Origin of the sequence: Lysobacter brunescens (assembly GCF_042677005.1) — a bacterium.
GTDB classification, from domain to species: Bacteria; Pseudomonadota; Gammaproteobacteria; order Xanthomonadales; family Xanthomonadaceae; genus Lysobacter_I; species Lysobacter_I brunescens.
On the sequence record NZ_JBHTIF010000001.1, the window covers coordinates 1,467,880 to 1,492,445 of the forward strand.

Annotated in this window: 15 protein-coding genes; 8 read left to right on the plus strand and 7 right to left on the minus strand. The window is 68.9% G+C overall.

Translation table 11 applies throughout. From position 1 onward, the window contains the following. Window positions 1-57: 57 nt before the first annotated feature. Entirely contained in the window at window positions 58-969 is a 912-nt protein-coding gene (locus ACFQ0E_RS06340) for a hypothetical protein (RefSeq protein WP_386822826.1), read from the plus strand. On the opposite strand, the gene ACFQ0E_RS06345 is transcribed toward ACFQ0E_RS06340, so the two are convergent. The 3 genes from ACFQ0E_RS06345 to ACFQ0E_RS06355 form a co-directional block, all read right to left on the minus strand. Then, window positions 970-1,806 (minus strand): class I SAM-dependent methyltransferase, encoded by an 837-nt coding sequence (locus tag ACFQ0E_RS06345; protein WP_386822827.1) that lies wholly within the window; start codon window positions 1,804-1,806, stop codon window positions 970-972. Continuing rightward, window positions 1,803-3,221: an FAD-binding oxidoreductase gene (locus ACFQ0E_RS06350; protein WP_386822828.1), complete on the minus strand. Its 1,419-nt coding sequence runs from the start codon at window positions 3,219-3,221 to the stop codon at window positions 1,803-1,805. The genes ACFQ0E_RS06345 and ACFQ0E_RS06350 overlap by 4 nt, the downstream gene beginning before the upstream one ends. A gap of 140 nt (window positions 3,222-3,361) precedes the next feature. After that, the gene (locus ACFQ0E_RS06355; protein WP_386822829.1) at window positions 3,362-4,342 is read right to left on the minus strand and encodes a polysaccharide deacetylase family protein; all 981 of its coding nucleotides are present in this window, start codon (window positions 4,340-4,342) and stop codon (window positions 3,362-3,364) included. 248 nt (window positions 4,343-4,590) lie between these two features. Between ACFQ0E_RS06355 and ACFQ0E_RS06360 the strand changes: the two genes are divergently transcribed. Beyond that, complete coding sequence (locus tag ACFQ0E_RS06360; RefSeq protein ID WP_386822830.1) at window positions 4,591-5,604, plus strand: thrombospondin type 3 repeat-containing protein; 1,014 nt, start codon at window positions 4,591-4,593, stop codon at window positions 5,602-5,604. 69 nt (window positions 5,605-5,673) lie between these two features. On the opposite strand, the gene ACFQ0E_RS06365 is transcribed toward ACFQ0E_RS06360, so the two are convergent. Then, a complete protein-coding gene (locus ACFQ0E_RS06365; RefSeq protein ID WP_386822831.1) occupies window positions 5,674-9,297 on the minus strand; it encodes an alpha-1,6-glucosidase domain-containing protein in 3,624 nt (1,207 codons plus the stop codon). A gap of 207 nt (window positions 9,298-9,504) precedes the next feature. Further along, on the minus strand, window positions 9,505-10,047 hold the full coding sequence (locus ACFQ0E_RS06370) for an RNA 2'-phosphotransferase (protein WP_386822832.1): 543 nt from the start codon (window positions 10,045-10,047) through the stop codon (window positions 9,505-9,507). An 80-nt stretch (window positions 10,048-10,127) separates the two neighbouring features. Between ACFQ0E_RS06370 and ACFQ0E_RS06375 the strand changes: the two genes are divergently transcribed. From ACFQ0E_RS06375 to ACFQ0E_RS06385, 3 genes are all read left to right on the plus strand, one after another. Next, window positions 10,128-12,242 carry a tetratricopeptide repeat protein gene (locus tag ACFQ0E_RS06375; protein WP_386822833.1) on the plus strand — a complete coding sequence of 705 codons (2,115 nt, stop codon included), beginning with the start codon at window positions 10,128-10,130 and terminating at the stop codon, window positions 12,240-12,242. A gap of 55 nt (window positions 12,243-12,297) precedes the next feature. Further along, entirely contained in the window at window positions 12,298-14,415 is a 2,118-nt protein-coding gene (locus tag ACFQ0E_RS06380) for a tetratricopeptide repeat protein (protein ID WP_386822834.1), read from the plus strand. A gap of 118 nt (window positions 14,416-14,533) precedes the next feature. After that, complete coding sequence (locus ACFQ0E_RS06385) at window positions 14,534-16,126, plus strand: hypothetical protein (protein WP_386822835.1); 1,593 nt, start codon at window positions 14,534-14,536, stop codon at window positions 16,124-16,126. Between the two features lie 43 nt (window positions 16,127-16,169). On the opposite strand, the gene ACFQ0E_RS06390 is transcribed toward ACFQ0E_RS06385, so the two are convergent. Together ACFQ0E_RS06390 and ACFQ0E_RS06395 are read right to left on the minus strand one after the other, a co-directional pair. Further along, on the minus strand, window positions 16,170-17,768 hold the full coding sequence (locus tag ACFQ0E_RS06390) for an XVIPCD domain-containing protein (RefSeq protein ID WP_386822836.1): 1,599 nt from the start codon (window positions 17,766-17,768) through the stop codon (window positions 16,170-16,172). Window positions 17,769-17,968: 200 nt separating this feature from the next. Then, on the minus strand, window positions 17,969-18,436 hold the full coding sequence (locus tag ACFQ0E_RS06395; protein WP_386822837.1) for a PepSY domain-containing protein: 468 nt from the start codon (window positions 18,434-18,436) through the stop codon (window positions 17,969-17,971). A gap of 193 nt (window positions 18,437-18,629) precedes the next feature. On the opposite strand from ACFQ0E_RS06395, the gene dbpA reads away from it, so the two are divergent. The 3 genes from dbpA to ACFQ0E_RS06410 all read left to right on the plus strand — a co-directional run bounded on the left by dbpA (window position 18,630) and on the right by ACFQ0E_RS06410 (window position 24,522). Further along, entirely contained in the window at window positions 18,630-20,012 is a 1,383-nt protein-coding gene (dbpA, locus tag ACFQ0E_RS06400) for an ATP-dependent RNA helicase DbpA (RefSeq protein WP_386822838.1), read from the plus strand. 62 nt (window positions 20,013-20,074) lie between these two features. Continuing rightward, window positions 20,075-22,129, plus strand: a complete 2,055-nt coding sequence (locus ACFQ0E_RS06405; RefSeq protein ID WP_386822839.1) for a hypothetical protein — start codon at window positions 20,075-20,077, stop codon at window positions 22,127-22,129. A gap of 335 nt (window positions 22,130-22,464) precedes the next feature. Continuing rightward, a complete protein-coding gene (locus ACFQ0E_RS06410) occupies window positions 22,465-24,522 on the plus strand; it encodes a hypothetical protein (RefSeq protein ID WP_386822840.1) in 2,058 nt (685 codons plus the stop codon). The last annotated feature ends 44 nt before the right edge of the window (window positions 24,523-24,566 follow it).

The following is a 24,566-nucleotide window of genomic DNA, read 5'->3' on the forward strand; positions in this document are numbered from 1 at the left end:
ATCCGGACGGCCCGCATCACCGTCAACGCAGTCGTCCGCCCCCTGCCGGAGACCGCCATGCCGTTCGCGCTGCCCCGGGCCCTGTGCCTGCCCATCGCCAGCCTCCTGCTCGCCGCCTGCGCCACTGGCGGCGGCTTTCCCCCCGAGGCGCCCGCTGCCCCCCGCGTGGCCGATGCGCCCGGCGAGACGCTCGACGGCGACGCGGTGTTCGCACGCACGCTCGCGGCGCATGGCGGCGACCTGCGTCGGCATCCCGGCGACATCAACCTCTCGACCGACGGCCGCTGGTACGCGCTGATCCAGCGCATCCAGCCGCTGGTGAGCGACAGCGGCTTCCGCATCCGTTCGCAGGAGCGCTATCGCCCGTCCGAGGGCCTGTACGCGATCGACCACGACGGCCCGCAGGGGCGCAAGCGCGTGGTGCGCAGCGCGGACGGCCTGTCGATCGCCTACAACGGCCGCGCCAATGAGGACCCGGCGCGGCGCAGCGCCACGGCGATGACCAACGATGCCTTCCGCATGTTCCATTTCGGGCCGAGCTGGTTCGTCGACCGCGTCGCCAGTTGGCGTCGTCTGGACGACGCGACCGAGGAGGGCCGCGTGTATCGCCGCATTGCCGGCGTGGCGGTGCCTGGCTTCGGCGATGCCGAGCGCGACGACCTGGTGCTGTGGATCGATCGCGAGACCGATCGCCTGTATCGCATCCACATGAGCCTCAACGGCTTCGCGACCACGCAGGGCGCGCACGTCGACACCACCTTCCTCGACTACCGCGAGGTCGGCGGCTACCTGTTCCCGGTGCGCTTCCACGAACGCGTGCGCGGCCCACTGCGCATCGACGCACACACCTGGTGGGTGACCGGTCTGGACATGGATCGCGGCTGGACCGCCGCCGACGTGAACGGCGAGGCGTTTACCAGTGCCGCCGCGCCTGCCGCGAAGCCGCTGGCCGTACCTGCAGAGCCGTGATCACGCGCCGGTCTTGAACGGTGGCGTGCGCGCGTGCCGGGCGTCGAGCGCGTACTCGCCGTAGCCTGCGCCGTCCCAGCGCGCCTCGATCGCATAGCCATGCCGCTGCAGCAGGCGTTCGAGCCGCTCGGGCGCGCAGCGCCAGAGGAAAGGTTCGCCATGCGCCGACAGCCAGCGCCGCACCAGCCCTGAATCCGCCGAGAAACCGCGACCCTGCGCCGTGATCGGCGCCAGCGCGGTCAGCAGCAGCCGTGGCGGCACCGGCCAGCGCGCGAGCATGCGCAGTGCGCGCAGCAGCGGACGCGGCGGCAGGTACATCGCCACGCCCTCCGCGATCAGCGTGGTGGCGAGGTGGTCGAGGCCCTGCGCGCGCAGATCGGCGATGCCGTCCGGCAGGTCGATCGGTGCGCGGGACACGCGCGCCTGCGTGCCGGCGATGCGTGCACGCAGGCGCAGGGTGTCCGGATGGTCGTATTCGCGCACGCGCAGTCGCGGATCGGTGTCCACGAGGCTCGCGCCGGTGCCGTCGAAACCGACCGCAGGCCAGAGCAGGTCGCCGAGTGGAGGCATGGCGCGCAGCCGATCGAGCAACCAGCGCTTGCGCGCGCAGTGATGCGCGGCGAGGCCCGGCAGCGCGATCCCTTCGACGAAATCGAGCAGCGTGCGACCGAAGCGGTGTCGCGCCAGTCGTCCGAGCCCGCGCCAGTGCCCGCCTGCAGCGTCGAGCGCGCGGGCCGCGATGCGCAGCGAGGTGTCGGGCAGGCCCGCAGCAACGCCGCGACGCGCCACCGACAGCGCGACGATCAGCGCGGTCGCGCTGGGCCGGCCCGGGATCATCGATTCGCCGACAGGGTCGCGCGCAGGGCGCGATGCCAGTCGCTGTCGAGCACGTGGTCCGGGTCGATCCGCGACTTCGCTTCGAGGAAGGCGTCGATGCGCGGATAGGCCGCGCGCAGCTGGTCGGCGCGCGCCTCGCGGTGGTAGGTCAGGTAGAAACTGCCGCCGAACGCCAGAGCGCGGTCGATCAGGCGCTGCGTGTCCGCGCGCATCCTCTGCCGCCCCGCCTCGTCGTGTCGCACATGCAGGTTCAGCACGACGCAGGCCCAGTCTTCGCGCGCCCAGGCCAGCAGGGTGTCGGTCTCGCGACGGATCATGCGCACCGTGCCGTACACGATGTCGGTGCCGTGGCGGCGGCAGTCGTCGGCGACCTGCCCGAGGAAGGCGTCGAGATCGCCGGGTGGCACGTACAGTTCGGTGATCATTTCCGAGCCGACGTGGCCCAGCGCGCGGTCGATGTCGCGGTGGTAGCCATCGAGGTAGACGCCGAACTGGTGGTCGTCGCTGCCGTAGTGCTGGCCATGGGTAGTGAGATAGAAGGCGCAGTAGCGTTCGAAGGCCTCGCGCTTGTCGGTGTGCGCCAGCATGAGCAGCGAGCGGAATTGTTCGGCCGACAGGTGATGCTTCGGTGATGACGCGAAGTCGCGCAGGTGCGTCGGGTAGTAGCAGGCGAAGATGCCGTCGTCGAGGAAGCGCTCGTCGTCCGGATCGATCGAGAACTGGAAGTCGCCGTACAGCGCGCCATCGCTGCGCGCCTGCTCGAACGCATGCATCAGCTCGCCGCGCCGGAGCAGGGACACGCGTCGCTGCAGCACGCGCCTCGGCGCCAGGCGCAGGGTCACGTCGGTCACCACGCCGAACAGGCCGTAGCCGCCGACGGCGAGCGAGAACAGGTGCGGCGCGCGCTGGCGGTCGACTTCCACGACCTGTCCGTCTGGCCGCACCAGCGTGAACGCTTCGATGTCGTCGACGAAGGGACGCTGGTCGAGTCCGCGCCCATGGATGTTCGCCGCGAGCGCGCCGCCGATGCTGAAGTCGTCGGCGCCGGTCTGCTTCTGGCGGATCGCCCAGCCCTGTCCTTCACGGTCGCGCTGTCCCGCGAGGAAGGCCTGCAGTGCCGGCCAGCGCGTGCCGGCACCGACCCGCACGCGCCCGCTGACCGGGTCGAAGGCGTGCACGCCGGACAGCTGCTGCGTGTCGAGCAGCCAGCCGCCTTCGGCGAACTGCTGGCCGCCCATGGCATGTCGCGCGCCGGCCACGGCGAGGCGACGGCCCTGTCGACGCGCGGCCTGCAGCAGGTCGACGACCTCGTCGACATCGCGCGGTGCGAAGGCGCGCAGGTGCCGGGTGGGATTCAGTCCGCTGTGGACGTCGTTCTCGACAGGGCAGGGCGCGGGGGCAAGGGCGGCGGACATGGTCGTCGTTCCTGGGGGACTGACCACAGCAAAGGCGGGCCCGTCGTCCCGGCACAAGCGCGACCGCAGGAGTAGCGCCGGACGATACCGCAGGCCGCAACGCGGGCGACCGGCGCGGGCGGTCTGGTCGCCCTGGACCGCTATTCGCTGTCCACGCCCGCGAGGTCCAGCACCCACTTCGGGACCACAGGTTCGCCGGCGTAGAACGCCTTCGGCTTCTTCTCTGCCATCGCCCAGCGGTGCAGCCAGCTCGGGCCGTAGCGACCGTGGTAGCCGTCGGTGCGCGCGTAGGCGGGGTCGCGCATCGCCTCGTCGAGGGTGACGAAGCGGTAGCCGCGCCGTTTCGCGCCGGCGATGAGTTCGGCATAGGCGACGGCGTTGAGTTCGTTGGCATGCAGCAGCCAGATCTGCGGCAACGCGTAGCCGAGCAGGGCCTGCGACTGCCGCTCGTAGTAGTCGAGCTTGTTGAGCATGTACGGCACGTAGCCCAGGCGCAGGCGTTCGAGCAGCGCCTCGCGTTCGGCCGTGTCCGGCTGGCCGTCGAGCACGCGCGCGTAGGCGAAGGCCCAGACCCATTCGCCGTTGTCCACGGTCACCGGCGCCAGGCGGTAGCCGTGCTCGGCGAGGAACGCCGCCAGCGCGGCTTTGTCTTCGGCGGTCCTGCCGGCGCGCAGGTAGGGATTGCGGAACCATCGCGGCGTCATGCCGCGTGCGGCGAGCATCGGTCGCAGCACGCGCTCACCGCGCAGGATCGCCGCCTGGTACGCGGGCATGCCGACCACGTGCAGGTCGACATGGCCGTAGGTGTGGTTGTCCAGTGCGTGGCCATCGTCGAGCCAGTCTTCGAGCATCTTCACGCGTGCCGGCTGCAGCTGGCCGTCGACTTCGAGCTTGTCCTCGTTGACGAAGCCGACCACCGGCACGCCGGCCATGCGCAGCTGCGCCATCAGCGCGTCGTGGCGGCCCTGCAGCGCATCCGGCGGCGTGTCGGCCATGCGCTGCCAGGGCAGGTCGTCGATGGTGACCGCGATGCGGCGATCGATCGTCGCCTGCGGACCTTCCGCGTGGACGAAGGCCGGCGGGAAACAAAGCGCGGCAAGGACGAAGATGGCGAAACGCATGCGCGTAATCCATGGCGGGAGTGCATGACTCTAGCGCACGACGTCCGTGGCCGCACGGGCTGCCCAAACGCGGGAATGCATCGGACGGGGACACCATGCCGCGCGATTCGCGCACGCTTTTGCGATGGATGTCCGTTATCGCATCGCGCTGACCTGAGCTTCGTTACTTAAGCGTTAGCTCGCCTTGCCGGCGGATCGGTACATGCCGGCATGGATATCCCCCGACAGTTGATACGACAAGGAGATTTATGAAACTCACGTTGATTGCTTCGGCGATCGCCGCCGGTCTCGCGCTGGCGGGACTTGCGCCTGCGGCGCGTGCCGAAGAGCCCGAACTCCGCCACGTGCGCCTGTGCGACGTGTCGGCCTGCTATTACGCCTGGAACGTGGTCGATTCCGACGGCGATGGCGTCAGCGATGCCGATGAAGTGGTGGCCGGCACCGATCCGCTCGACCCGGGCAGCCGTCCGCCGCTGCCGCTGATCGTGGAGATGATCGGTGCGCAACTGCTGCCCACCTTCGAATTCGGCGTCGGCAAGATGGTGGTCCGTCCTGCCGATCTGCACGCTGCGCTCGAGGAGTACGGCGGTTCGCTGCCGGAATCGCCGTTGGCGGCGTTTCCGCTCGGCGAGCGCAAGGATGCGATGACTCGGCTCGGCCTGGACGCGGAACAGATGGCCGGCTTCGGCATCTCGGCCGAAGCCGACGGCTTTACGCTGGTGCGCGGTTTCGACAAGGAAAACAAGCCGGTGCGCCGCGTCGGTGGCGTCGACATCTCGCTGATCAGTGCGGGCGCCGACGATGGCGGCGATGTGCCTGAGGAGGGTCCCAAGGTCGTCTACAGCGAAAAGTTCGAGAACGGCGACCTGTTCATCAAGCTCGAGGATGGCGACGAAGTACTCATCCACAAGGATGGCAGCTACGAGCGCACGGGTCCGGACGGTTTCCCGAAGAAAGGCTCGGGCTACACCAATCCCGATGCCGACACCGGCGACGGCGAGCCGACCGACGAGCAGATCGAAGCCTGGAAGCGCGTGCGCGATGCGACCAAGCGCACGGTCTTCGGCTGGCAGGCGATCGAAGTCGACCCGGAGAACATCCCGGATCGCAAGGGGACGATCATCCTGATCGATCCGGAGTACCAGGATTACGAAGGCTCGGTGTCGGATCCGCCGCAGATCGATCGCGCGCAGCCGGAAACGCGCCCCGATCTGCCGAACCCGGCCGATCGCGTGAATACCTGCTGGCCGAAGTGCGTTTGACGCAGCGCACATGCGACGACGGCGGCCATTGGCCGCCGTCGTCGTCATCGCGATGCATGGTGCTTGCCGTCAGCGCACCACGAACACCACGGCCGTGCGCGGCGGCAGAATGAAACGACCGGTCGCGGTGTCCACCGTCGCCTGACGCGCGCGGCGATCCGCGGCCTCGGGCGCGGTGTGCACCGGATGCAGGCGCCAGGCCTTGCCCGCGTCTTCGGACAGGGTCAGCGTCTGCGCCGTCGTGTCGACGTTGACGAAATACAGCAGTTCGCGGAAGCCTGCGCCCGCATGGCTGCGGCCATCGAGATGCCCGACCAACACCGTCGGCACCTGCGCGCTGCCGGTGTTGCGGAAGCGCAGTCGCTGGCGGATGTCCTCTGCGGTGCGCATGCGGAACAGCGTCGAACTGGCGCGGATGCGCATCAGGTCGAGGAAGGCGTCGCGGGTCCAGCGGATCTCGGCCTCGCTCGGTGCGATGTCGGGGTTGCGCAGCAGCGGACGCATCACGTCCCAGTTGGCGCCGTTGTCGCCCTGCGGCGGCAGGCCGGCGGCATAGCCGTTGTCGCGATACGTCCAGTCGATGCGGTTGAACCAGTCGCCGCTGTCGTAGCTGTTGCGGTCCAGCGACTTGCTGCGCAGGGTGTCGATGCCCGCGTGCCAGTAGGCCACGCCCTGGCTGAAGCTGTTGATCGCGGCGCCGAGGATCTGCACGCGCGCGCGGTCTTCGCGCGAGGTGCCGGCCGGCAGCTTGAACGCGTTGTTGTCGAACAGCGTCCAGTTGTCGTGGTTCTCGACGTAGTTCACCACTTCCTGCGGATCGACCACGTAGCCCGCCGGCTGGCCGCCGTAGTCCAGCTGGTCGAGGCGCAGCGTGGCGTCCCAGTGGGTGGTCATGGTGTAGTCGCGGATCGAACCGGCGAGGCCGACCTTGATCAGGTCCGCCGACCACATCAGGTCGTTGCGCGTCTTGCCGCTGCCGCTGCCGTTGTCGGCGTAGTGCATGCCGTTGATGTAACCCTGGTTGCGCAGCAGCGACACGCCGCTGTCGAAGCCCGAGCCGCCGCGCACGTGGTCGCGCGCACGGTCGCTGAAGGTGCCGATGCCGCTGCCGTTGAGCGACAGCTGCGAGGCCTGGACGAAGCGCGCGCCGTTGGCGACCTCGCCGAAGTTCCAGCCTTCGCCGATCAGCTGCACCTGGCGACCGGTGGCTGCGTTCACCTGCTGCTGCAGCCGTTCCATCACCGCGCGCGGCTGGTGGCCCATCAGGTCGAAGCGGAAGGAGTCGATGCGGTACTGCGTCGCCCACGTCTTCACCGAGTCGATCATCAGCTTGCCCATCATCCGCTGTTCGGTCGCGGTGTTCTCGCAGCAGGTCGAGCGCTCGACGTCGCCGCTGGCGTTCAGGCGGTGGTAGTAGCCGGGCACGATGCGATCGAGCACCGACTTCGGATCCTGGCCGGAGGCGCTGGTGTGGTTGTAGACCACGTCCATGCCCACGCGCAGGCCGGCTTCGTGCAGGCCCATGACCATCGCGCGGAACTCGCGGATGCGCGCCGCGCCGTCGTCAGGGTCGCTGGCGAAGCCACCTTCCGGCGCAGTGAAGTGCCAGGGGTCGTAGCCCCAGTTGAAGCAGTCGTTCGCGCGCACCGCGTTGACTGCCGCCTGCTGCGCGTCCGAATCGGGCGCGGCTTGCGGAATCATCGGCGTGATGCAGTTGCGTTCCGGCGTGCTCGCGAAATCGAAGGCCGGCAGCAGGTGCACGTCGGTCATGCCCGCGCGGGCCAGCGCGCGCAGGTGGCGCATGCCGGCACTGTCGCGCTGGGCGAAGGCGAGGTACTTGCCGCGATGCTGCGGCGGCACGGTCGCGTCGCCGACCGAGAAGTCGCGCACGTGCAGTTCGTAGATCGCCATGTCTTCCTGCGCGCGGACCTTCTCCGGAGCGCGCGACTGGCGCCAGCCGCGCGGCATCAGCCACGGCGCGTCTAGGTCGGCGATGTAGCTGCGCTGCGAATCGGCGTCGAGGCTGAGCGAATAGGGATCGGTCACGAGGTTGCGGACCACGCCGACGCCGCGCACGAAGACTTCGACGGCATAGCGGTAATGGCCGCCGTGGTGCTCGCCGCGCAGTTCGAGCTGCCAGGTGCCGGTGGCGGGATCGAGGCGCATCGGGCGCTCGATGCGGCTGCCGTGCCTGCCATGCCCGCCGCGTGCCGGATCGAGGCACAGCGAGACCTTGCGCGCGGTCGGTGCCCACAGCTTGAACGCGGTGCGACCGCGATCGATGCTGACGCCGAGGTCATCGATGGCCTCGGCGGCGGCATAGCGGTCGTCGAGGAAACCCGGCAGCTGCGCCGTGGTCGCGGCGAGCACGCGGCCCGCAGCGTCTTCCTGCACGAGCAGCAGCTGCTGGGTGGCCAGCGTATCCAGGCGCGGCACGTCGGCCGGTTCCACCGACAGGCGCACGCCGGCTTCGATCCAGCGGAAACGTTCGGCGATCGCATCGGGCACGTCGCCGCCGACGCGCAGGGTCAGCGCGCCGTCGGCGTCCTGCACCGGTTCGCCGCGCGCGGCGATGATCCGGCCCTCGGCCGAGTGATAGAGCTTGAAGGTGCCGGCGGCATCCGCGCGCGGCCACTGCAGGCGATCGCGGCTCAGCCAGAACGCACGCGCATCGCTCGTCGAGACGCGGCGCAGGTCCGGCGGCGCGGTGAAGATCTTCGGCGTGCCCTGCACCAGCCACACATGGCCGACACCATCGGCGATGGTCAGCGCCGCGAACGGCACGCGGATGTTGTCGTTCCAGCCGTCCTTGTCGTTCACGCCGCCGTTCGGCTTCGATGGCATGCCGTGGACGATGAACTCGACCGCGCGCCGCGACGCATCGTCGCGCGGGTTCAGCACCGGCAGGTCGAAGGCGATCTCGTTCGCGCCGACCGCATGGTTCGGCATCGACGACAGCGCCACCGGCGCGTTCCATTGGTCCAGCGTCAGCCCGCCGAGTCGCGCGACATCGATGCCGCTGGTCGGCCACAGGTGCAGGCCCCACTGGTCGTAGGCGTTGTCGAAACGACGGTAGTGCACGCGCACGGTCGCGATGTCGGGCGTGGAAGCGACGGGATCGTTGCGATACACGGTCGCATCGCCCGAACGCAGCCAGAGTTCGCCGCCGTCGGTGAACGACCACAGCCGGTCGACGCCGGGATCGCCGCCCTGTCCCGGCGGATGCACGATGAAGCCGAAGCCCGCTGCCGCCGGATGCGTGAACGCGGTCGCGCGGATGTCGAAATAGGCGCCGTAGGCATCGACGCCGGCACGCGCGAGCGGACCGTTCCAGGTCACGCCCGGATAGTCGGCGATGTACTGGCCGGCGGCGTCGACCTGCCACACGTGCAGGCCCCAGCCGCCGTACGCGCCATCCTCGCGGCGATAGCGCACGCGCACGTCGCGCGGCGCGCCATCGCGCGGTTGCGCGGGCACCGGCAGCAGCACCTGGCTGACGTCGGTGGCCTCGCAGATGCCGGCCGGCGTGTGCTTGCGCGATGCCGGTGTGGTGAGAGAAGGCACATCGCTGGCCAAGGCGGTGCTGCTCATCGCGAACGGCAGCTCGCAGCCGGCCAGCAGCAACGTCATCAGCAGCGACATGAAGAAGGACAACGGCAACGAACGGCCGTGGCGGTATCGGGTCGGGCGCATCCTGGCCTCCAGGGCGTATCGCGTCGGGTCTCGCATCGGGTGCGACGTGCGCGCTTGCGATGCTGCAGTGCGGCATGTCGTGCGGCATCCATCGCGCATGACTCAGCGACGGATCGCGTTGCACTCTGCGCGATGCCGACCCCTGCCACAAGGCGCGCGGCGGCCGATGAAATCGTATTCCCGGACGATTGTTGCCGATGGGATGCGTCAGGCGTCGCCGAAGTCGATGAACGCGACCGGCACCGCTTCGGTCAGCCACACGCCGTTGGCCGAGCGATGGAAGACATGGCCGGCTGCCGCCATCCCGGCCGCGCGCACGACCAGCACCACCGGCTTGCCGTGACGCGTGCCCACACGCGTCGCGGTCTCGACATCCGCCGACAGATGCACGTGGTGACGATTGCGTCGCGACAGGCCTTCGCGACGGATCGCCTCGACGAAGCGCGTGGCGGTGCCGTGGTACAGAAACTCGGGCGGCGCGACGATCTCCAGCGCCAGGTCGACGTCGATCGAATGCCCCTGGTTCGCGCGGATGCGCAGCCCGTCTTCGCTGATCGCAAACCGCTGCTTGTCGCTGGTCGCGACCACCGTTTCGATCAGTGCGCGCGTCAGTGGTCGATGCCCCTGCGACAGTCGGACCAGTGCATCGATCTCCGCCCAGCCCGCGTCGTCGAGGGACAGGCCGATGAGATCAGGGCGGTGGCGCAGCACCAGGCTGAGGAACCTGCTCGCGGAGACGGGGTCGGTCATGACGCGGATGAACGTCCGGACGGCGGGCCTGCATGCGAATTCACGATATCCTTCTCCGACCCAAGGAGCGACGAATGGACATGCGTATCAGGCCTTTCAGTCTGGCGATGGTGATCTTCCTGGCGACGGGATGTTCCGAAGCTTACAACCCGCAGCCGCAGCTCTCCAGCGCAGGCGCCTCGCCTGGCGCGGGCCTTCCGGATTGCGCGCCCTCCCACAGCCCCTATCTCGAAGGATTCTCGATCATCGTCGACATCCTGCGGCGAAATGGCGAGGTCGAACGTTCGCAGGGGTATTTCCAGCGCGTGCGGGCTCGACTCGAAGCGCAGCTGGCCGATGCAGACCCGGCCGGCCCCGCACGCGCGAAGCCGGCCCTGGACGCGCTGTTCTCCGCCGGCGAGATCGAGAAGCTCGCCGTCTGCGCCTTCATCCAGTTCGACCGCGCCCAGCCCGAGTACGAAGCCTGGGACGCCTGGTCCCTCGATGCCCGGATGCGCGAGATCCACGCTGCGATCGTCGACATCGGCAGCGATGACATTCCCCAGCGTGCATCGTCCGTGCCCGACGCGCGTCGGGCGCAGCTGCTGCGGGTGTCGCGCGCCACCGACCTGCGCGTGTACCTGCATGCCCTGACGGCGGTGGAATGGCAGATCGTCGCCATCGCCGAAGCCGCGCTCGATCCTTCGTCTTCGCTGGGGCAGGATCTCGCGATGAATGGCGACGACCTGGGCGTGCCGCCCGAGCAGGTGATCGTCGATCACTACCTGGCCAAGGCCCTCGACGATGTCTCCGATGCCGATCTGCAGCGCTTCCTCGCGTTCGCCGAATCGCGCGAAGGACAGGCCTACTACCAGACCCTGCGCGACCGCTATTTCAGGTCGGCGGGGCCGTGGGGGCAGCGACTCTCCGCCGCGCTGAAGTCCAGCGTCCAGCCGAAGGCCGTCGAGCGCGATCCTGCCGAGGCCGCGAAGCTGCTCGCCGAAGCGCGTCGCCTCTACGACCAGGTCGGCACCCGCGTGGTGGTGCCCGAAGCGCGCACCCTGCTGCTGCGCGCGGAGCAGCTGGATCCCGACAACGCCGACATCCAGGTCCTGCTCGCCCGGATCGCCTTCAGGTCCCTGCCACGCATCGACACCGGCGTCGAGGGACAGATCCGTGCTGTCATCGATCGCATGCATCCGGCGCGACCGCAGGATTACGCGGAGATCGAGGGCCGCCTGCGTCGCGCCATCGAGCTCGACCCGAAGCACGCCGAGGCGCATCTCTACCTGGGGCGGTCCCAGTTCCTGCAGTCGAAGGACGACGAAGCGACCCGACTGTACGCGCTGTCGCGCAAGCTCGACCCGAAGGGCCCGACACTGGCCTACTTCGAGGCCGACCTGGCCTATGTGCGCGGCGATTACGCGAAGGCCGAGCGCATCCACCGGCAGATCCTCGCCGCGCCCGAAGTGCGTGCCTATGACCACTACTACTCGCTGGGGCGGCTGCGTCACGTGCTTGCGAAGCAGGGACGCGAGCGCGAATTCCGCGAGGTCGCGAACGCGCAGCTCAAGCGTCATCCGGACATGTGGGACTTCCGGCTGGACCAGGCCCGCCGCCTGATCCAGACCGATGGCACCGTGGCCGAGATCGAAGCCATGATCGCGCCGGTGCCGGAGCGCTGGCTGCCCGACGCGAAACGTGACCTGGAGGTCCGCCTGCAACTGCTGCGTGCCGGTGCGGCAGCGCCGGCGCAGCGCGCCCGCGAAGTGCAGCGCGCCTACGACATGGCCGAGTCTTCGCCCGAAGTGGTCGATGCAGCCTGCTATTCGCGGGTGCGGCAGCAGATCGCTGCCGAGGTGGTCGCCGCCAGCGACCAGCCCAGTGCGGCTGCCGACAACCTGCTCGCCTGCGGCATGTGGGGCCGCGATCGCGCGTTCATCGAGCGGGTCCTGCCGATGGTCAAGGACATCGACCAGCCCAACGCGGCCATGCAGGGCGGACGACCCCTGTGCAGCGCCGCCGTCCTGATGGACCCCGTCGTGTTCGAGACGATCCTCAAGGCGAAGCCGGATACCAGCCTGCGCTGCGGCGACGGCAAGACCGTGCGCGAGTTCCTGGCCGAACGCGCGACGAGGCCGGACGCCGAGCCTGCCTTCAAAAAGGCCGCGAAGGACATGCTCGCACTGCTGGATCGCCACGATGGCGGCCGCTGACATCGCATCTACGGCGCCGCGCGCCGCTTCATCGCATCGAACATCCGGAGGTTGCATGCAACGTTGGTCCCTGTGCGCTGCGCTCGGCATCGTCGTCGTGTCCGGTTGCACGAACGCGGCCTCGCCCGCCGCCGACCAGCCGCGCCCGATCGCCTACGATCCGCTCACCGCCATCGCGCCCAACTGCGTCGCGGATCGCAGCATCGACTACCCGGCCTACACGCGCACGATCGACATCGTGAAGCGCAGCGGTGACCTGGCGCGCGCGCAGGCGTACTACGACGCCGTGCGCGCCGAGGTCGAGCGCGTCCTCAAGGCACGCAATCCGGCGGCACTGACGGAGGCGGCGCCCGTGCTCGCGCCCTTGTTCTCCGAGCAATCGGTGCGCAAGCAGGCCACATGCGACTTCACCCGCTATTCGCGCAACCCGCCGATGATCGATGCCTGGGGCGCCTGGGTGTCGGATGCCCGTCTGCGGCAACTCCACGAGCGCATCGTCTCGGATGCGCCAGCGGCTCCGGTCGCCGCGAGCACAGCGCCAAGCGGCGCAAGGCGGGCACTGCTGCTGCGCGTGTGGACGGCCACCGGCCGAATCGATCTCGCCGCGACCAGACGCCAGGTCCTGCAGCGCATCGCCGCCGATGTCGAGGCCCGACTGGATCCCCTCGTCTCGGAATATCGTCTTGCTTACGGAGTGCCCGTCCCTGTGCAGGAAACCGAGCAGGCCGGCGTCGACGTGCGCCTTGCGCAGCGGCTGTCGGGCGTGCCCGACCGCGATGTCGAGGCCTTCCTCGCCTGGGCCGAATCCGGGCCCGGGCAGGCCTATTACCGTGCGTTGACAGCGACCTACACCAGTGCGCAACGGGACTGGGCGGGATTGCTCGGCGAACAGGTGAGGACGCGGATCGCGCCCATGGTCGTGTCGTTCGGCAACGACCAGATCGCGGCGCAGCTGGACGAGATCGGCAGGCTGCTCGAGATCCCGGACACGATCTACAACCGCTATCCCCTGCGCGACAAGCTGAACAACCTGGCCTTGCGCGACCGCGAGAACCCGCGGATCAGGGTGCTGCTGGCGAAGCTGGAACTGGATGTCGCCGGAGGCCCGTCCGATATGGCGCGCCCGCGCGACATGCGCCTGCTGCGCGACTCGGACCTGCCCCCCGACGCGTCCGAATTCCAGAGTTACAGCTATTTCGTGGTCGCCGTCGAACGCGCGCTCGCGGTGGCTGCGGACGATGCGGACGCGCATGCCCTGGCGGGGCATCTCGCCTTCCTCAAGCTGGACGATGCGAAGGCTGCGGAGCACTTCGCGCAGGCGCGTCGGATCGACGCCGGCAACCCGCTGCTGGCCCTGTTCGAAGGCGATCTCGCCTATGCGCAGAAGCAGTACCCCAAGGCGGAAAAGCTGTACCGCGCCGCGATCGCCAAGGCGGGCGACCGCATGCTCACGCGTCATCGCGCGGTCATGCATCTCGGGCTCGTGCTGGATGCGACCGGGCGATCGAAAGAACGGGCCGATCTGGTCAGGTCCCAATTGCCCCTGACCCCTGAGGGCTGGCAGCGGCACCACGATTACGCCCATATCCTGCTGGACCAGGGCGCGAAGTCCGGCGAAGTCGCGGCACTGGTCGCGCCGATCCCGAAGGGCTGGTTGCCGGACCTGATGTCCGATCTCCGCAGCCGGCTGACCGTGCAGCGCATCATCGATGCACCTGCTTCTGCGCGCCTCGAAGTCGCCAAGGGCGAGTTCGCGAAGAGCTTCGACACCAACCGCTATGGCGTCGCCGCCTGCAGGGCACATGATCCTGCCGTCATTCCGGTGGTGCGCGCGGCGAGGTCGGGTCAGCACGCTGCGAACGAGGTGGACAACGCGCTGTTCGGCTGCGCCATCGAGTATCGGCGCCCGCATGTGCTGGCGATGATCCTGCCTTCGATCAAGGACGTGAACATGCCCATCAACGCGCTCTGGCAGAATCCGGCGGTCTGCGGCGCGGCCGCGCGCAGCGACGATCGGAGCCTGGCGCTGCTGATCAAGGCGGGCGCCGACATCGAGCGGCCGTGTCGGCCCGGTGGCAGCGCACGGCAGATCCTCGCCGCAGCCGTCGCGCGCGGCGACGTGGAAGCGAAGGCCGCGCTGGCCGTGCTCGATGGCGGTGCCGCGCGTCATTGACGGCGGCATCCCGGCGGGTTGCGCCTGTTGCCACGCCCGCAGCGCTGCGGCACATTGGCGGTGCCGCGCAAGCGTCATCACGGCACGATGCGCCGGCCTCCAACGGGAACCCTGCTGCATGGCGCCAAGATCGCGGATCGTCCTTCCCCTGCTGCTGTTCGCATGTCAGGCCGTCGCCCAGTCCCAACCGCAGCCTGCGTGCCCTGGCGGCGGCTGTCCCCCGCAGCTCAACGAGAAAACCAAGCGCTACGCGAACTCGACGTCCGGGTCGACGCCGGGTGTGCGCGCGCTGCGCGCCGACATCACCCGCGCGCAGTCGCTGTATGACGCGCGCGATCGCGAGGCCGCCGGACGCCTGCTCGATGCGGTGCTGCGCGATCCGGGTTTCGATGCGTTGCCGGCGGAGGATCGTCGGCTGGCGTGGGCGGTGCTGGCGCGCGTCGACATGTCCGCGCAGCGTTTCGAGCGCGCGAGCGAGCGGCTGCGGCGCGCGATCGAAGCGGCCGACGACGATCCCGATGTCTGGTACTGGCTTGCGCTGAACGAAGATGCGCGCGGCAGGCATGCGTCGGCAGCCGAAGCCTTCACCGAACTGGCCGAGCGCTGGCCGGAGCTGCTGGTCAACATCGATGCCGGCGAGGTCTACCGGCTGCAGGCCGCATTGCCCGAGGATTCGCCCGAAAAGCTGGCCTTCCTGCAGACCCTGTTCGACGCCCGGTGGGACGATCCCGGCGGCGATGCGAGCTTCCTGTGGTACCACCTGGCGCGGATGCGCCTGGCGCGCGGCGAGATCGATGCGGCGCGTGCCGCAGCCCGCCGCATCGTGCAGCCGGGCGCCATCATCGCCATGCGCAGCGACAGGCGCTTCGATCCGATCGTCGATCGCGAGGCCTGGGCCTTCAATCCGACGCGCGCCGCCGAGCGTGCCGTCGAGGCCCTGCGCGCGAAGGTCGATGGCCGGCCCGACGACCTCGACGCGAAGGTGCAGTTCACCTATGCGCTGCTGAGTGCCGGCGACCATGCGGCCACGATCCGCCTCGTCGATGACGCACTGGCCGCGCCCGCGCCCGCAGCCGCATCCCGGGGCGGCGATGAGGCCGACAGCCGCGAGCAGGCGCAGGCCTGGCTGCTCAACAACCGCGCGGTCGCACTGTATCGCCTCGGGCGCGCGGAGGAGGCGCTCGCCGACATGGAACGCGCGCGGCGCCTGGCGGACAAGGCTGGCCCGAACGTGAGCCAGACGCTCAACCTCGGCGAGATGCACTGCAGCTTCGGCCGCGCCGAAGACGCACGGCGCATGGCCGATGCGATCGACGGCGGTCGGACCAGCGACTACGGGCGGATGTTCCAGGCGCGCGTGCGCCTGTGCGCGGCGTGGTTGTCCCAGGACACGAAGGGCATGCAGCGCGCGTTCGAGACGATCCGCAAGGGGCGGACGCACGCCCAGACGATCCACCTGGAGGCGCTGGTGATGCTGGGGCGTCTGGACGAAGCCGCGCAGGTGCTGATCGGCCTGCTGGAGTCGCCGAAGGAACGCGCCGCCACGCTGGAGGCGCTGCAGCAGTATCGCGAAGTCGAAGCGACGCCGACCCTCGCGCGCCTGCGTGTGCAGCGCGATGCGCTGCTGGCGCGCGACGACGTGAAGGCCGCGATCGAGCGTGTGGGCCGCCGCGAGCGCTACGACCTGTATTACGGCGCCGGGTTCGACTGAGGGGCGGGCCGGGCGGCGCGTGCCCGGCCGGTTCGCAGCGGCGTCAGTACCGTTGCATCGACACGACCTGCGGCGGCTGCTGCACGTTCGGCTGCGGCGGCTGCGGCAGCATGTCGATCGCTTGCGTATGTTCGACCAGGGTGCGCGAGGTCGCGTGGATAAAGGTCGTTCGGGCGTTCAGGCTCGTGGGCGCGCCCAGGTCGCCCTGGGTCGCGAAGATGCTTCTGCCGCTGGCGGTGACATGATCGATGCGCTGCAGCTGGCTGCGATGGGCTTCGACCGTGAGCGCGGCGGCGATCTTCTCGCGTTCCTTGCCGTGACCGAAGATCTGGCCGGTCGGGTCGTATCGATCCATGGCCACGCACGCATCGACATACAGGCGGTTTTGCGGATGCATCGCGTCGTTGAGTTGCGCAGGGCGCTCGGGCAGGGGTTCGGGCGGGCCCAGTGTGATGCGCTTGCGTGCCGGCGGATCGCTGTCCTGCGAGAGGTCGTCCGGGTTCCAGCTCGCGGTGACGCGATTGTCGAAATCGCGGTTATCCCGCTTGACGCCGGAAGGTGCCGGCTCATCGGGCATCTGCTCGTCGTTAGTGGCGAGGACCTCGTCTTCGAACGCCTGGCCTTCGAGTGCGACGACCTGCGGGTCGCGGTCGTCGATGAAATCCGCGAGATCGTCCTCGCTGCCGAAGTCGTAGTCGCCATCGAACCGGCCGAGCGCGTCGCGCTCCCATTCGTGCGAGCAGTTCGCGCTGCGCGACACGAGCTGCAGGTTGCCGACGTCGTTGTAGGCATCCAGCGCCGCGGCCTTGCTGATCGTGCCGGTGTCGCTGTTGTCGCACATCTCCTGCAGTACGTCGCTGATCGGGCGGCGGTGGTCGATGTCGAAGGCATCGCGGGTGACCAGCTGCCCGGTCGTCGCGCAGTGGAACAGCGGGACGGAGTACGCGAGCTCGCCGGTCTCGGCATCGGGAATGTCGACGGTCAGCGCATAGCGTTTGGACAGCTCGTTTTCGAGCCAGATGCTCTTGACCCGGGTGTCGAAGTACAGGTCGCCGCGCCCGTCCTCGGGCGACCAGGTCGCGTTGAGCGTACTCGCCTTGCGCCGGGCGTTGTCCTTCTGCGGATCGAACTCGCGATGCGGTGCGTTCGGGTCGAACTCGGCGTTTTCCTTCAGCCACGCGCGCCATTCATCCGAATCCACTCCGCCTTCGAGCAGGCGGTCCACCTTGTTGCGCGAGCGGTTGTACGACGACGGCAGAAGACGCAGGTTGTCGGTGTCGTTGTACGCCATGTTCGCATCGGCGTAGTTGGTGACCTTCTTGTCGATCAGGTGCTTCTTCCACTCCTTCACGTGGTCGATGTCCAGCGCCTCCGGGCTGTGCCAGGTGCCGGTCTTCTCGCTCATGAACAGGCGATAGGTCTTGTTTTCGTGCGTGAAGACCACCGATGGCATCAGGGCCACGGCCTGCTCGTTGCGCATCAGGTTCACGGTCGATTCGTAGAAGGCCAGGCCGTTGCGATCGTGGCTGCGATCCCAGGGCTTGTCGCGCAGGGTGTCGCCGTGCTGCGTCGGGCGCTGATCGTGCCAGTCCGCCAGCATCACCGTCTGCTGGTTGCTCAGCGTGACTCGATGGCTCCCCATGTCCTTTCTCCTTCTGCGTGCGGTTCGGTGCGTCGTAGCAGCAGAAAGGGTAACCCGGGGCGCGGGCGGGTTGGTATCAGTCCGCGCTCACTTGCGGGAGCGGTCCGTCCGTGGAAGAGGCGGCTGCAATACGCACACGGCGCCGCTGTCGGGCGGCGCCGTGAGTGCGCAGGCTTGACGCAGCAAGCCTCCGGCGTGGATCAATCCTTGTCGGCGCCGATCACGTCGCCAGTGGCCGGGTCGAGGCGCAGGGCCATCTCGACGCCGGCGGCGTTGTCGGCCTTGGCGTTCCAGATGCCGTTGCGGAAGCTCACGTCGTGGATGTCGCTGTAGCCCTGCGCGGACAACCGGGCCTTGACGTCGGCCTCGCTCAGGTTCGCGACCTGCTCGTCGGGGAAGACCTGACCGGTCCTGGGGTCGAGGCGTACATCGACGCGATTGCCGTCGGCGCTGCGCGCATCCGCCTTCCAGACGCCATCCTTGAACTTGAGGTCGTTGATCCTGCTGTAGCCCTGCGCTTCCAGGGTGGCCTTGACCTGCGCCTCGGTCAGCGCCGTGTCGTCGCCCGCGTGGGCATTGGCAGACAGCGCGGCGGCGAGGGCCAGTCCCAGCAGGATGCCGGTGCGCTTGGCGGGGTGCGTCGTCTTGCCATGGTGCATGGTCTTCATGAAGGCGATCTCCGGTGGGGGAGGCCGCAGTCTCCCCATGCGTTTCCAAACCGCGGATGAAACCGCACGGCCGTGCTCAGCGATGTTTCATGAACGTGCAAACGGCACGGCGGCGTGCGCGATGCCCGCCGTGGAACCCCCGGAAAAGCGCGCATCGCCTGCGTTTTGCCCGAGGGTCTGCGATCATGTCCGCATGAACGCACCCAACGACTTTTCGGCGCTTACGCTGGACCCCACTCTGGCGCAGGGGCTCGACGCCCTCGGCTACACCACGATGACCCCGGTCCAGGCCCAGGCGCTGCCGGCCATTCTCGACGGCCGCGACGTGATCGCCCAGGCGCCCACCGGCAGCGGCAAGACTGCGGCGTTCGGCCTGGGCCTGCTGCATCGCATCGATGCCGGCGCCGTGCGCACGCAGGCCCTTGTGCTCTGCCCCACGCGCGAGCTGGCCGACCAGGTCGGCAAGCAGCTGCGTAGGCTCGCCACCGGCATTCCGAACCTGAAGATCTCGATCCTCTGCGGCGGCATTCCGCTCGGCCCGCAGTTGGCCTCGCTGGCGCACGAGCCGCAGGTCGTGGTCGGTACGCCGGGGCGCATCCAGGAACTGGTGCAGAAGCAGGCGCTGTCGCTGTCGGGCGTGCGCACGCTGGTGCTGGATGAAGCCGACCGCATGCTCGACATGGGCTTCGAGGACGCGATCCGCGATCTCGTGAAGCGCACGCCGAAGGACCGCCAGGGCCTGCTTTTTTCCGCGACGTTTCCCGATGCGATCCGCGCGCTCGGCAGCGCCATGCTGCGCGATCCGGTCGAGGTCAGCGTTGACGGCGGTGCGGAACCGGCGACGATCGAACAGCTGTTCTTCGAGGTCGAACCCGAGCGCAAGGCGCCGTTGCTCGCCGCGCTGCTGCTGAACTACAAACCGGCCTCGTGCGTGGTGTTCTGCAACATGCGCAAGGACACCGAGGAAGTCGTCGGTTCGCTGACCCATTACGGTTTCAGCGCGCTGGCGTTGCACGGCGACATGGAACAGCGCGATCGCGAGGAGACGCTGGTGCGTTTTGCCAACCGCAGCTGCAGCGTGCTGGTCGCCAGCGACGTGGCCGCGCGCGGCCTCGATGTCGAGGACCTCGCCGCGGTCGTCAACTACGACCTGCCCAGTGACGCCGACACCTACCTGCACCGCATCGGCCGCACCGGCCGCGCCGGCCGCGAGGGCCTCGCGCTGAGCCTGTGCACCCCGGCCGACATGTCGCGCGAGAGCGCCATTTCCCTGCGCCTGGGCAAGTCGCTGCGCTACGAGCGCATGGCGCCCCTGACCGGCCGCCCGTCCGGCGTCTCGCCCGCGCCGATGGCCACCCTGCGCATCGACGCCGGCCGCACCGACAAGCTCCGCCCGGGCGACATCGTCGGCGCCCTCACCGGCGAGGCCGGCCTCAAAGCCGACATGATCGGCAAGATCGACGTCTATCCCACCCGGTCCTACGTCGCGATCGCCCGCCAGCAGGCCGACACCGCCCTGGCCCGGCTGCGCAGCGGCAAGATCAAGGGCCGCAAGTTCCGGGTCCACAGGCTGTGAAGCCTGCGGACACGGATGCCCCACCGGCAATGCCATCCGTTTCAACCTGCGAGGACATCAGGATGCGTCGTGGTCTCGGTTGTCTGGCGATCGCACTCGCGGCGATCTGTTTCGTTCCGTTCGCGGATGCCCAGGAGCAGTCGCTGCCTCCGCAGCCCGCGGATGCGGTGATCGTCCCCGGCTGCCGGATGAAGGATTACTTCCCGGAACAGACGCGCAGGACGCTGGCGCTTGCGGCGTCGTCCGGCGACATCGCGCGGATGATGGACGCGATGCGCGTGCCTCGCCCTCTGCTCGAGGCGATGGTGTCGGACGATCCGGCGGTCGAGGCCAGGCTCAAGCCCGTCTTCGACGACTATTTCTCCGATGCGAAATTGCTCGATCGTGCGCGCTGCCAGTTCGTCGGCGGCATGCTCGATGAACGCATTCCGGCGTGGGAAGCATGGATCGCGGATCCGGTGATGGAGCGGATCCATGGCCTGATCATGCAGCAGCCGCAGCGCACGCCGTCGGCCGTTGCGCCGGACAAGACGCGCCTGACGCTGCTGGTGCGGCTGGCACATGCCATGCACTCGGACGAGCTCCTGGGAGGTCGCCTGCGCGAGGTCGAATTCCTGATCGCGGCGGTCGAGGACGCGCGCGACCCCGCCTCGTCGGCGTTGGCCGCATTCCGCGAGTCGCGCTACTGGAGAGGGCCGGGCGAGGAGACATTCGCGATGGAATGGCTTGCCCCCGTGCTCGGCGACGTGTCCAACGAAGACCTGGCGCGCTTCCTGGTCTTCGCCGAAGGCGAAGCCGGCCAGTCGTACTATCCCAGGTTCGGACTGGTGCATTCCCAGGGCATATTGACCAATTGGCACGACGACTTCGCGAAGGCGGCCGCCGCAGCGTTGCCGAAGCCCGTCGCCGCATCGACGCCGGTCGAAGCCGATGCGCTGTTCGCGGAAGCGAAGGAACTCTACGGCAGCGGTGGCGCGCGGGCGTACGACCAGGCCAAGCGCCTGCTGTTGCGCGCCGAAGCGCTTAAGCCGAAGGACGCGCAGATCCAGCTGTACCTCGGGCTGGTGTCGATGACGATGCGCGAAGCGCAGCTGCCGGACTTCATCGACCTGCGCAAGGACGCGAAGCCCGATCATTTCGCCGAAGCGGAAACCTACCTGCGCAAGGCCATCGCGCTCGATCCGACCCTCGCGCTCGCCTACCTGGCGCTGGGTCGTGCACGATTCCAGGTGAAGGACGATGCCGAAGCCACGCGGTTCTACGCGCTCGCGCGCGAGCATCGCTGCCCGTGCGCGCGGCTCGATCTGTACGAAGGCGATCTGTTCGCGGCGAAGCAAGATCGAGCCGCCGCCGTCGTGGCCTACCGCAAGGCGCTCGACAATCCCGAGAGCAGCGGCGCGACGCGGAGAGCCGCGTTCGAGAAGCTGGCCGGCATCGCCTTCGAAGACGGCACGGCCGTCGATCTTCGCGCGGTCGGCGATGCCTATCTCGCGCGCAACCCCGGCGACATGCGCGTCGGCGAGCCCTACGTCGCCTACCTGATGAACCGGAAGCGCGATTTCGCGGCAGCGCTCAGGATCATCGACACCGCGAGCGACGGTGATGGCATGGTGGAGTGGCGTGCGTTCGCGATGTCGGGACTGGCGCAGCAGGGCGCGGACAAGCGCGGCAAGCTGAGTGGCAAGAATGCCGACCTGATGCGCGAAGCGATCGCGCTGGTCGGCGCGAAGAACCTCGCGAGGATCCACTGCCTGAGCCCGAGCGATGCAGGGACCTTCCGCTCGATCGTTCGCTTCAGCGCCGAACCGCAAGCGACGGCGACCTACATCCTCGGCTGTCTGGTCATGATGAAGAATGTGCCGGCCGTCGTTGCGATGATCGAGCTGGGCGCCGACGTGAACACGATGTCGGGTTTGCCGGAGCCGGAAATGCCGCTGTGCCTGGCGATGCTGCACCGCAGCCCGGAGGCGTTCAAGGCACTGCTCGACGCAAAGGCCGATCCCGCGCGGAAATGCTCCGACGGACGCGACCTCAGGGGCAAGATCGATTGGCTTCGCCGCGAGGACAAGGCCGTCGAGGCCATGGCGCGGATGCTGGGCGAGGCGGCGACGCCATAGGCATGGCATCGGTGCGACCCGCAGTGATGCGGACTGCGCCGGAGCCTGCTCGCGCCGCGAATCTCGGGGCCGGGAGGGCTGAGGGCCTGCCGGCCCTGAATCATCGCCTTCCACGTCGAGGTCGACCGCGATGCAGCGCCTGTGCCCCCATTCCGGATTCGGCCAGACACGCCTGAACGCGTTGCGAGGGGGGCTGCACACGGGCTGCGGGCATTGATCCGCATGGCGCCCGGGCGCAGCTTGGACCGCGACCGCCGGGCCTGCTGGTCGTGCAGGCGGATGACACGGGTTTGGCCTTATCCTGTGGCCATCGTCGGTACGGGAGCGGATGCGAGATGCGTGCAATCGTGATGGGAGTCGGGCTGGCTGTTGCGGTATTGGCCACGGGCTGCAAGAAGGAAGCGCAGGACACCGGTCCGCAGCTGCCGATCCCGCAGTGCGGGAATGCGGAGTACGACGAGAAGGCGTTCGCGGTCCTGGTGCGTGCGATGGACCGGACCGGCGACATCGCCGAGGTCAACCGCCGCTTCGCGCAGCATCGCGCAACCCTCGAAGGCCTGCTCGCCCAGCGCCATCCGCAGCTGATGCCACGCCTGAAGCCCGTGCTCGACCAGGCTTTCGCCGACGCGCGCCTGCGCGAGCGCACCGCGTGCCTGCTCACCGGCATCAGCGGGCAGCGCGAGGGGATCGCTTCGATGGACGCCTGGTCGCGCAAGCCGGAGACCCGCGCGATCACCACCGCGATCTGGACACGCAAGCCGGCGCCCTCGGAAGAGGAAGACGCGAAGATGACCGACAAGCGCCGGGCGCTGCTGCGCGGGATCGCGTCGGCGATGCTGCTGCAGCGCATCCAGGCCAACATCGACGCCGTGGCGAAGGATGAAGCCGCAGCGCTGGCGGTCGTGCTCGAGTCCGCGCCGCAGGCCGCACCGCCCAAGCCGTCGCCGGTCGCGATGGAGACCGTGGTCGACGGCTGGCTGGCGCCGGCCCTGGTCAAGATTCCAGACGGCGACCTCGCCGATTACCTCAACTTCGTCGAAGGCACGTTCGCCGGCGACTACTACGTCGCGCTCAACAGCGCCTTCGACTTCCGCGCCGGCGCCTGGTACGAGCAGCTGGTCGAACAGTTCGACCGCAACAACGTGCAGACCGTGCTGCCCGGCGGTGCGGCCGGCAAGGAAGCGCTGGTCGCCGATGCGCGGCGTTCGCTGCACCAGATCGGCACGCCCGCCGCAGCCGCCGATGCGCAGGTGAAGCTGGCGCAGGCCGAGCGCATGGATCCGGCCGATGCCGCGATCAAGACGCTGCTCGCCGAGGCCGCGCTGATGACCGCGCCGCGCATGCCGGTCACCGGCGAGCAGCTGCGCGCGGTCATCCAGGCTCCGAACTACGAGCAGGCCGATCGCTTCCTGGCCAAGGCGATCGAACTCAAGCCCGATCTCGCCGATGCGCACGTGCAGCAGGGTCGCCTGCGCTACCTGCAGGGCCGCGACGATGAAGCCGCAACGGCCTTCGACACGGCGAGCAAGATCGAACCCGAACATCCGCTGCTGAACCTGCTGCGTGGTGACCTGGCCTACGCGAAGCAGGACTACGCCGCCGCCGCGAACTACCTGCAGGCGGCCCTTGGCCAGCCCGAGGGCCGCGTGCACGTGCACGTCACCGCGCTGAACCACCTGCAGGTGGTGCTGCGCAAGACCGGCCGGATGGCGGAATACCCGCGCATCGTCAACGCCTTCCTCGCGCGCAATCCGCAGGCCTGGAACGTGCGCCTGGACTTCGCCGATTACCTGCTCACCGACAACGCGCGCGCCGAAGTCGTGCTGCAGGTGATCGAGCCGGTGCCGGACGACTGGTTCCCCGCGCGCAAGGTGCCGATCGTCGCCGCCGCGCTGATCCGCAAGGCCGCCGAGCGACTCGACAAGGACGGCAAGCCGATCGGCGCCAGCCAGGTCGCGATGCAGCGCCTGCTGGCGATGGCGCCCGAACCGCGCGCACTCGGCGAAGGCATCTGCCGTTCCGGCGTGGAAACCACGGTCGCGAAGATGGTGCTCGACACCAGCCCGGCGCCGAAGGTCGCGGCGACCTCGCTGGTCGTCTGCAGCCTGCGCTGGCAGAACGCGCGCATGGCCTACGGCATCGCGCCGCTGGCCGACGCCGTCGCGCTCAGCGGTCCGCTGCCGGAACTGAACAACGACAGCCCGCTGTGTTACGCCGCTGCCACGCGCAACGTGCGCGGCTTCATGGGCCTGGCCAAGCTGCAGGTCAACCCGGCACAGCGCTGCAACGACGGCGACACCATCGCCGCGCGCCTGCAGCGCCTGAGCTACGGCAGCGACACCGGCGTCGCGCAGATGCTCGATGCCCTGAACCGGTTCTACCGCAAGGCCTGACGCTCGATTGGCCTTGCAGGACGACGCGGGCCCGGCGACGGGCC

Excerpts from the sequence above, each read along its gene's own strand:
- ACFQ0E_RS06350 (WP_386822828.1), bottom strand. The coding sequence starts at position 3,221 with ATGTCCGCCGCCCTTGCCCCCGCGCCCTGCCCTGTCGAGAACGACGTC.
- ACFQ0E_RS06390 (WP_386822836.1), bottom strand. The coding sequence starts at position 17,768 with ATGGGGAGCCATCGAGTCACGCTGAGCAACCAGCAGACGGTGATGCTG.
- ACFQ0E_RS06410 (WP_386822840.1), top strand. The coding sequence starts at position 22,465 with ATGCGTGCAATCGTGATGGGAGTCGGGCTGGCTGTTGCGGTATTGGCC.
- ACFQ0E_RS06340 (WP_386822826.1), top strand. The coding sequence starts at position 58 with ATGCCGTTCGCGCTGCCCCGGGCCCTGTGCCTGCCCATCGCCAGCCTC.
- dbpA (WP_386822838.1), top strand. The coding sequence starts at position 18,630 with ATGAACGCACCCAACGACTTTTCGGCGCTTACGCTGGACCCCACTCTG.
- ACFQ0E_RS06365 (WP_386822831.1), bottom strand. The coding sequence starts at position 9,297 with ATGCGCCCGACCCGATACCGCCACGGCCGTTCGTTGCCGTTGTCCTTC.
- ACFQ0E_RS06395 (WP_386822837.1), bottom strand. The coding sequence starts at position 18,436 with ATGAAGACCATGCACCATGGCAAGACGACGCACCCCGCCAAGCGCACC.
- ACFQ0E_RS06345 (WP_386822827.1), bottom strand. The coding sequence starts at position 1,806 with ATGATCCCGGGCCGGCCCAGCGCGACCGCGCTGATCGTCGCGCTGTCG.
- ACFQ0E_RS06385 (WP_386822835.1), top strand. The coding sequence starts at position 14,534 with ATGGCGCCAAGATCGCGGATCGTCCTTCCCCTGCTGCTGTTCGCATGT.
- ACFQ0E_RS06360 (WP_386822830.1), top strand. The coding sequence starts at position 4,591 with ATGAAACTCACGTTGATTGCTTCGGCGATCGCCGCCGGTCTCGCGCTG.
- ACFQ0E_RS06370 (WP_386822832.1), bottom strand. The coding sequence starts at position 10,047 with ATGACCGACCCCGTCTCCGCGAGCAGGTTCCTCAGCCTGGTGCTGCGC.
- ACFQ0E_RS06355 (WP_386822829.1), bottom strand. The coding sequence starts at position 4,342 with ATGCGTTTCGCCATCTTCGTCCTTGCCGCGCTTTGTTTCCCGCCGGCC.
- ACFQ0E_RS06375 (WP_386822833.1), top strand. The coding sequence starts at position 10,128 with ATGCGTATCAGGCCTTTCAGTCTGGCGATGGTGATCTTCCTGGCGACG.
- ACFQ0E_RS06380 (WP_386822834.1), top strand. The coding sequence starts at position 12,298 with ATGCAACGTTGGTCCCTGTGCGCTGCGCTCGGCATCGTCGTCGTGTCC.
- ACFQ0E_RS06405 (WP_386822839.1), top strand. The coding sequence starts at position 20,075 with ATGCGTCGTGGTCTCGGTTGTCTGGCGATCGCACTCGCGGCGATCTGT.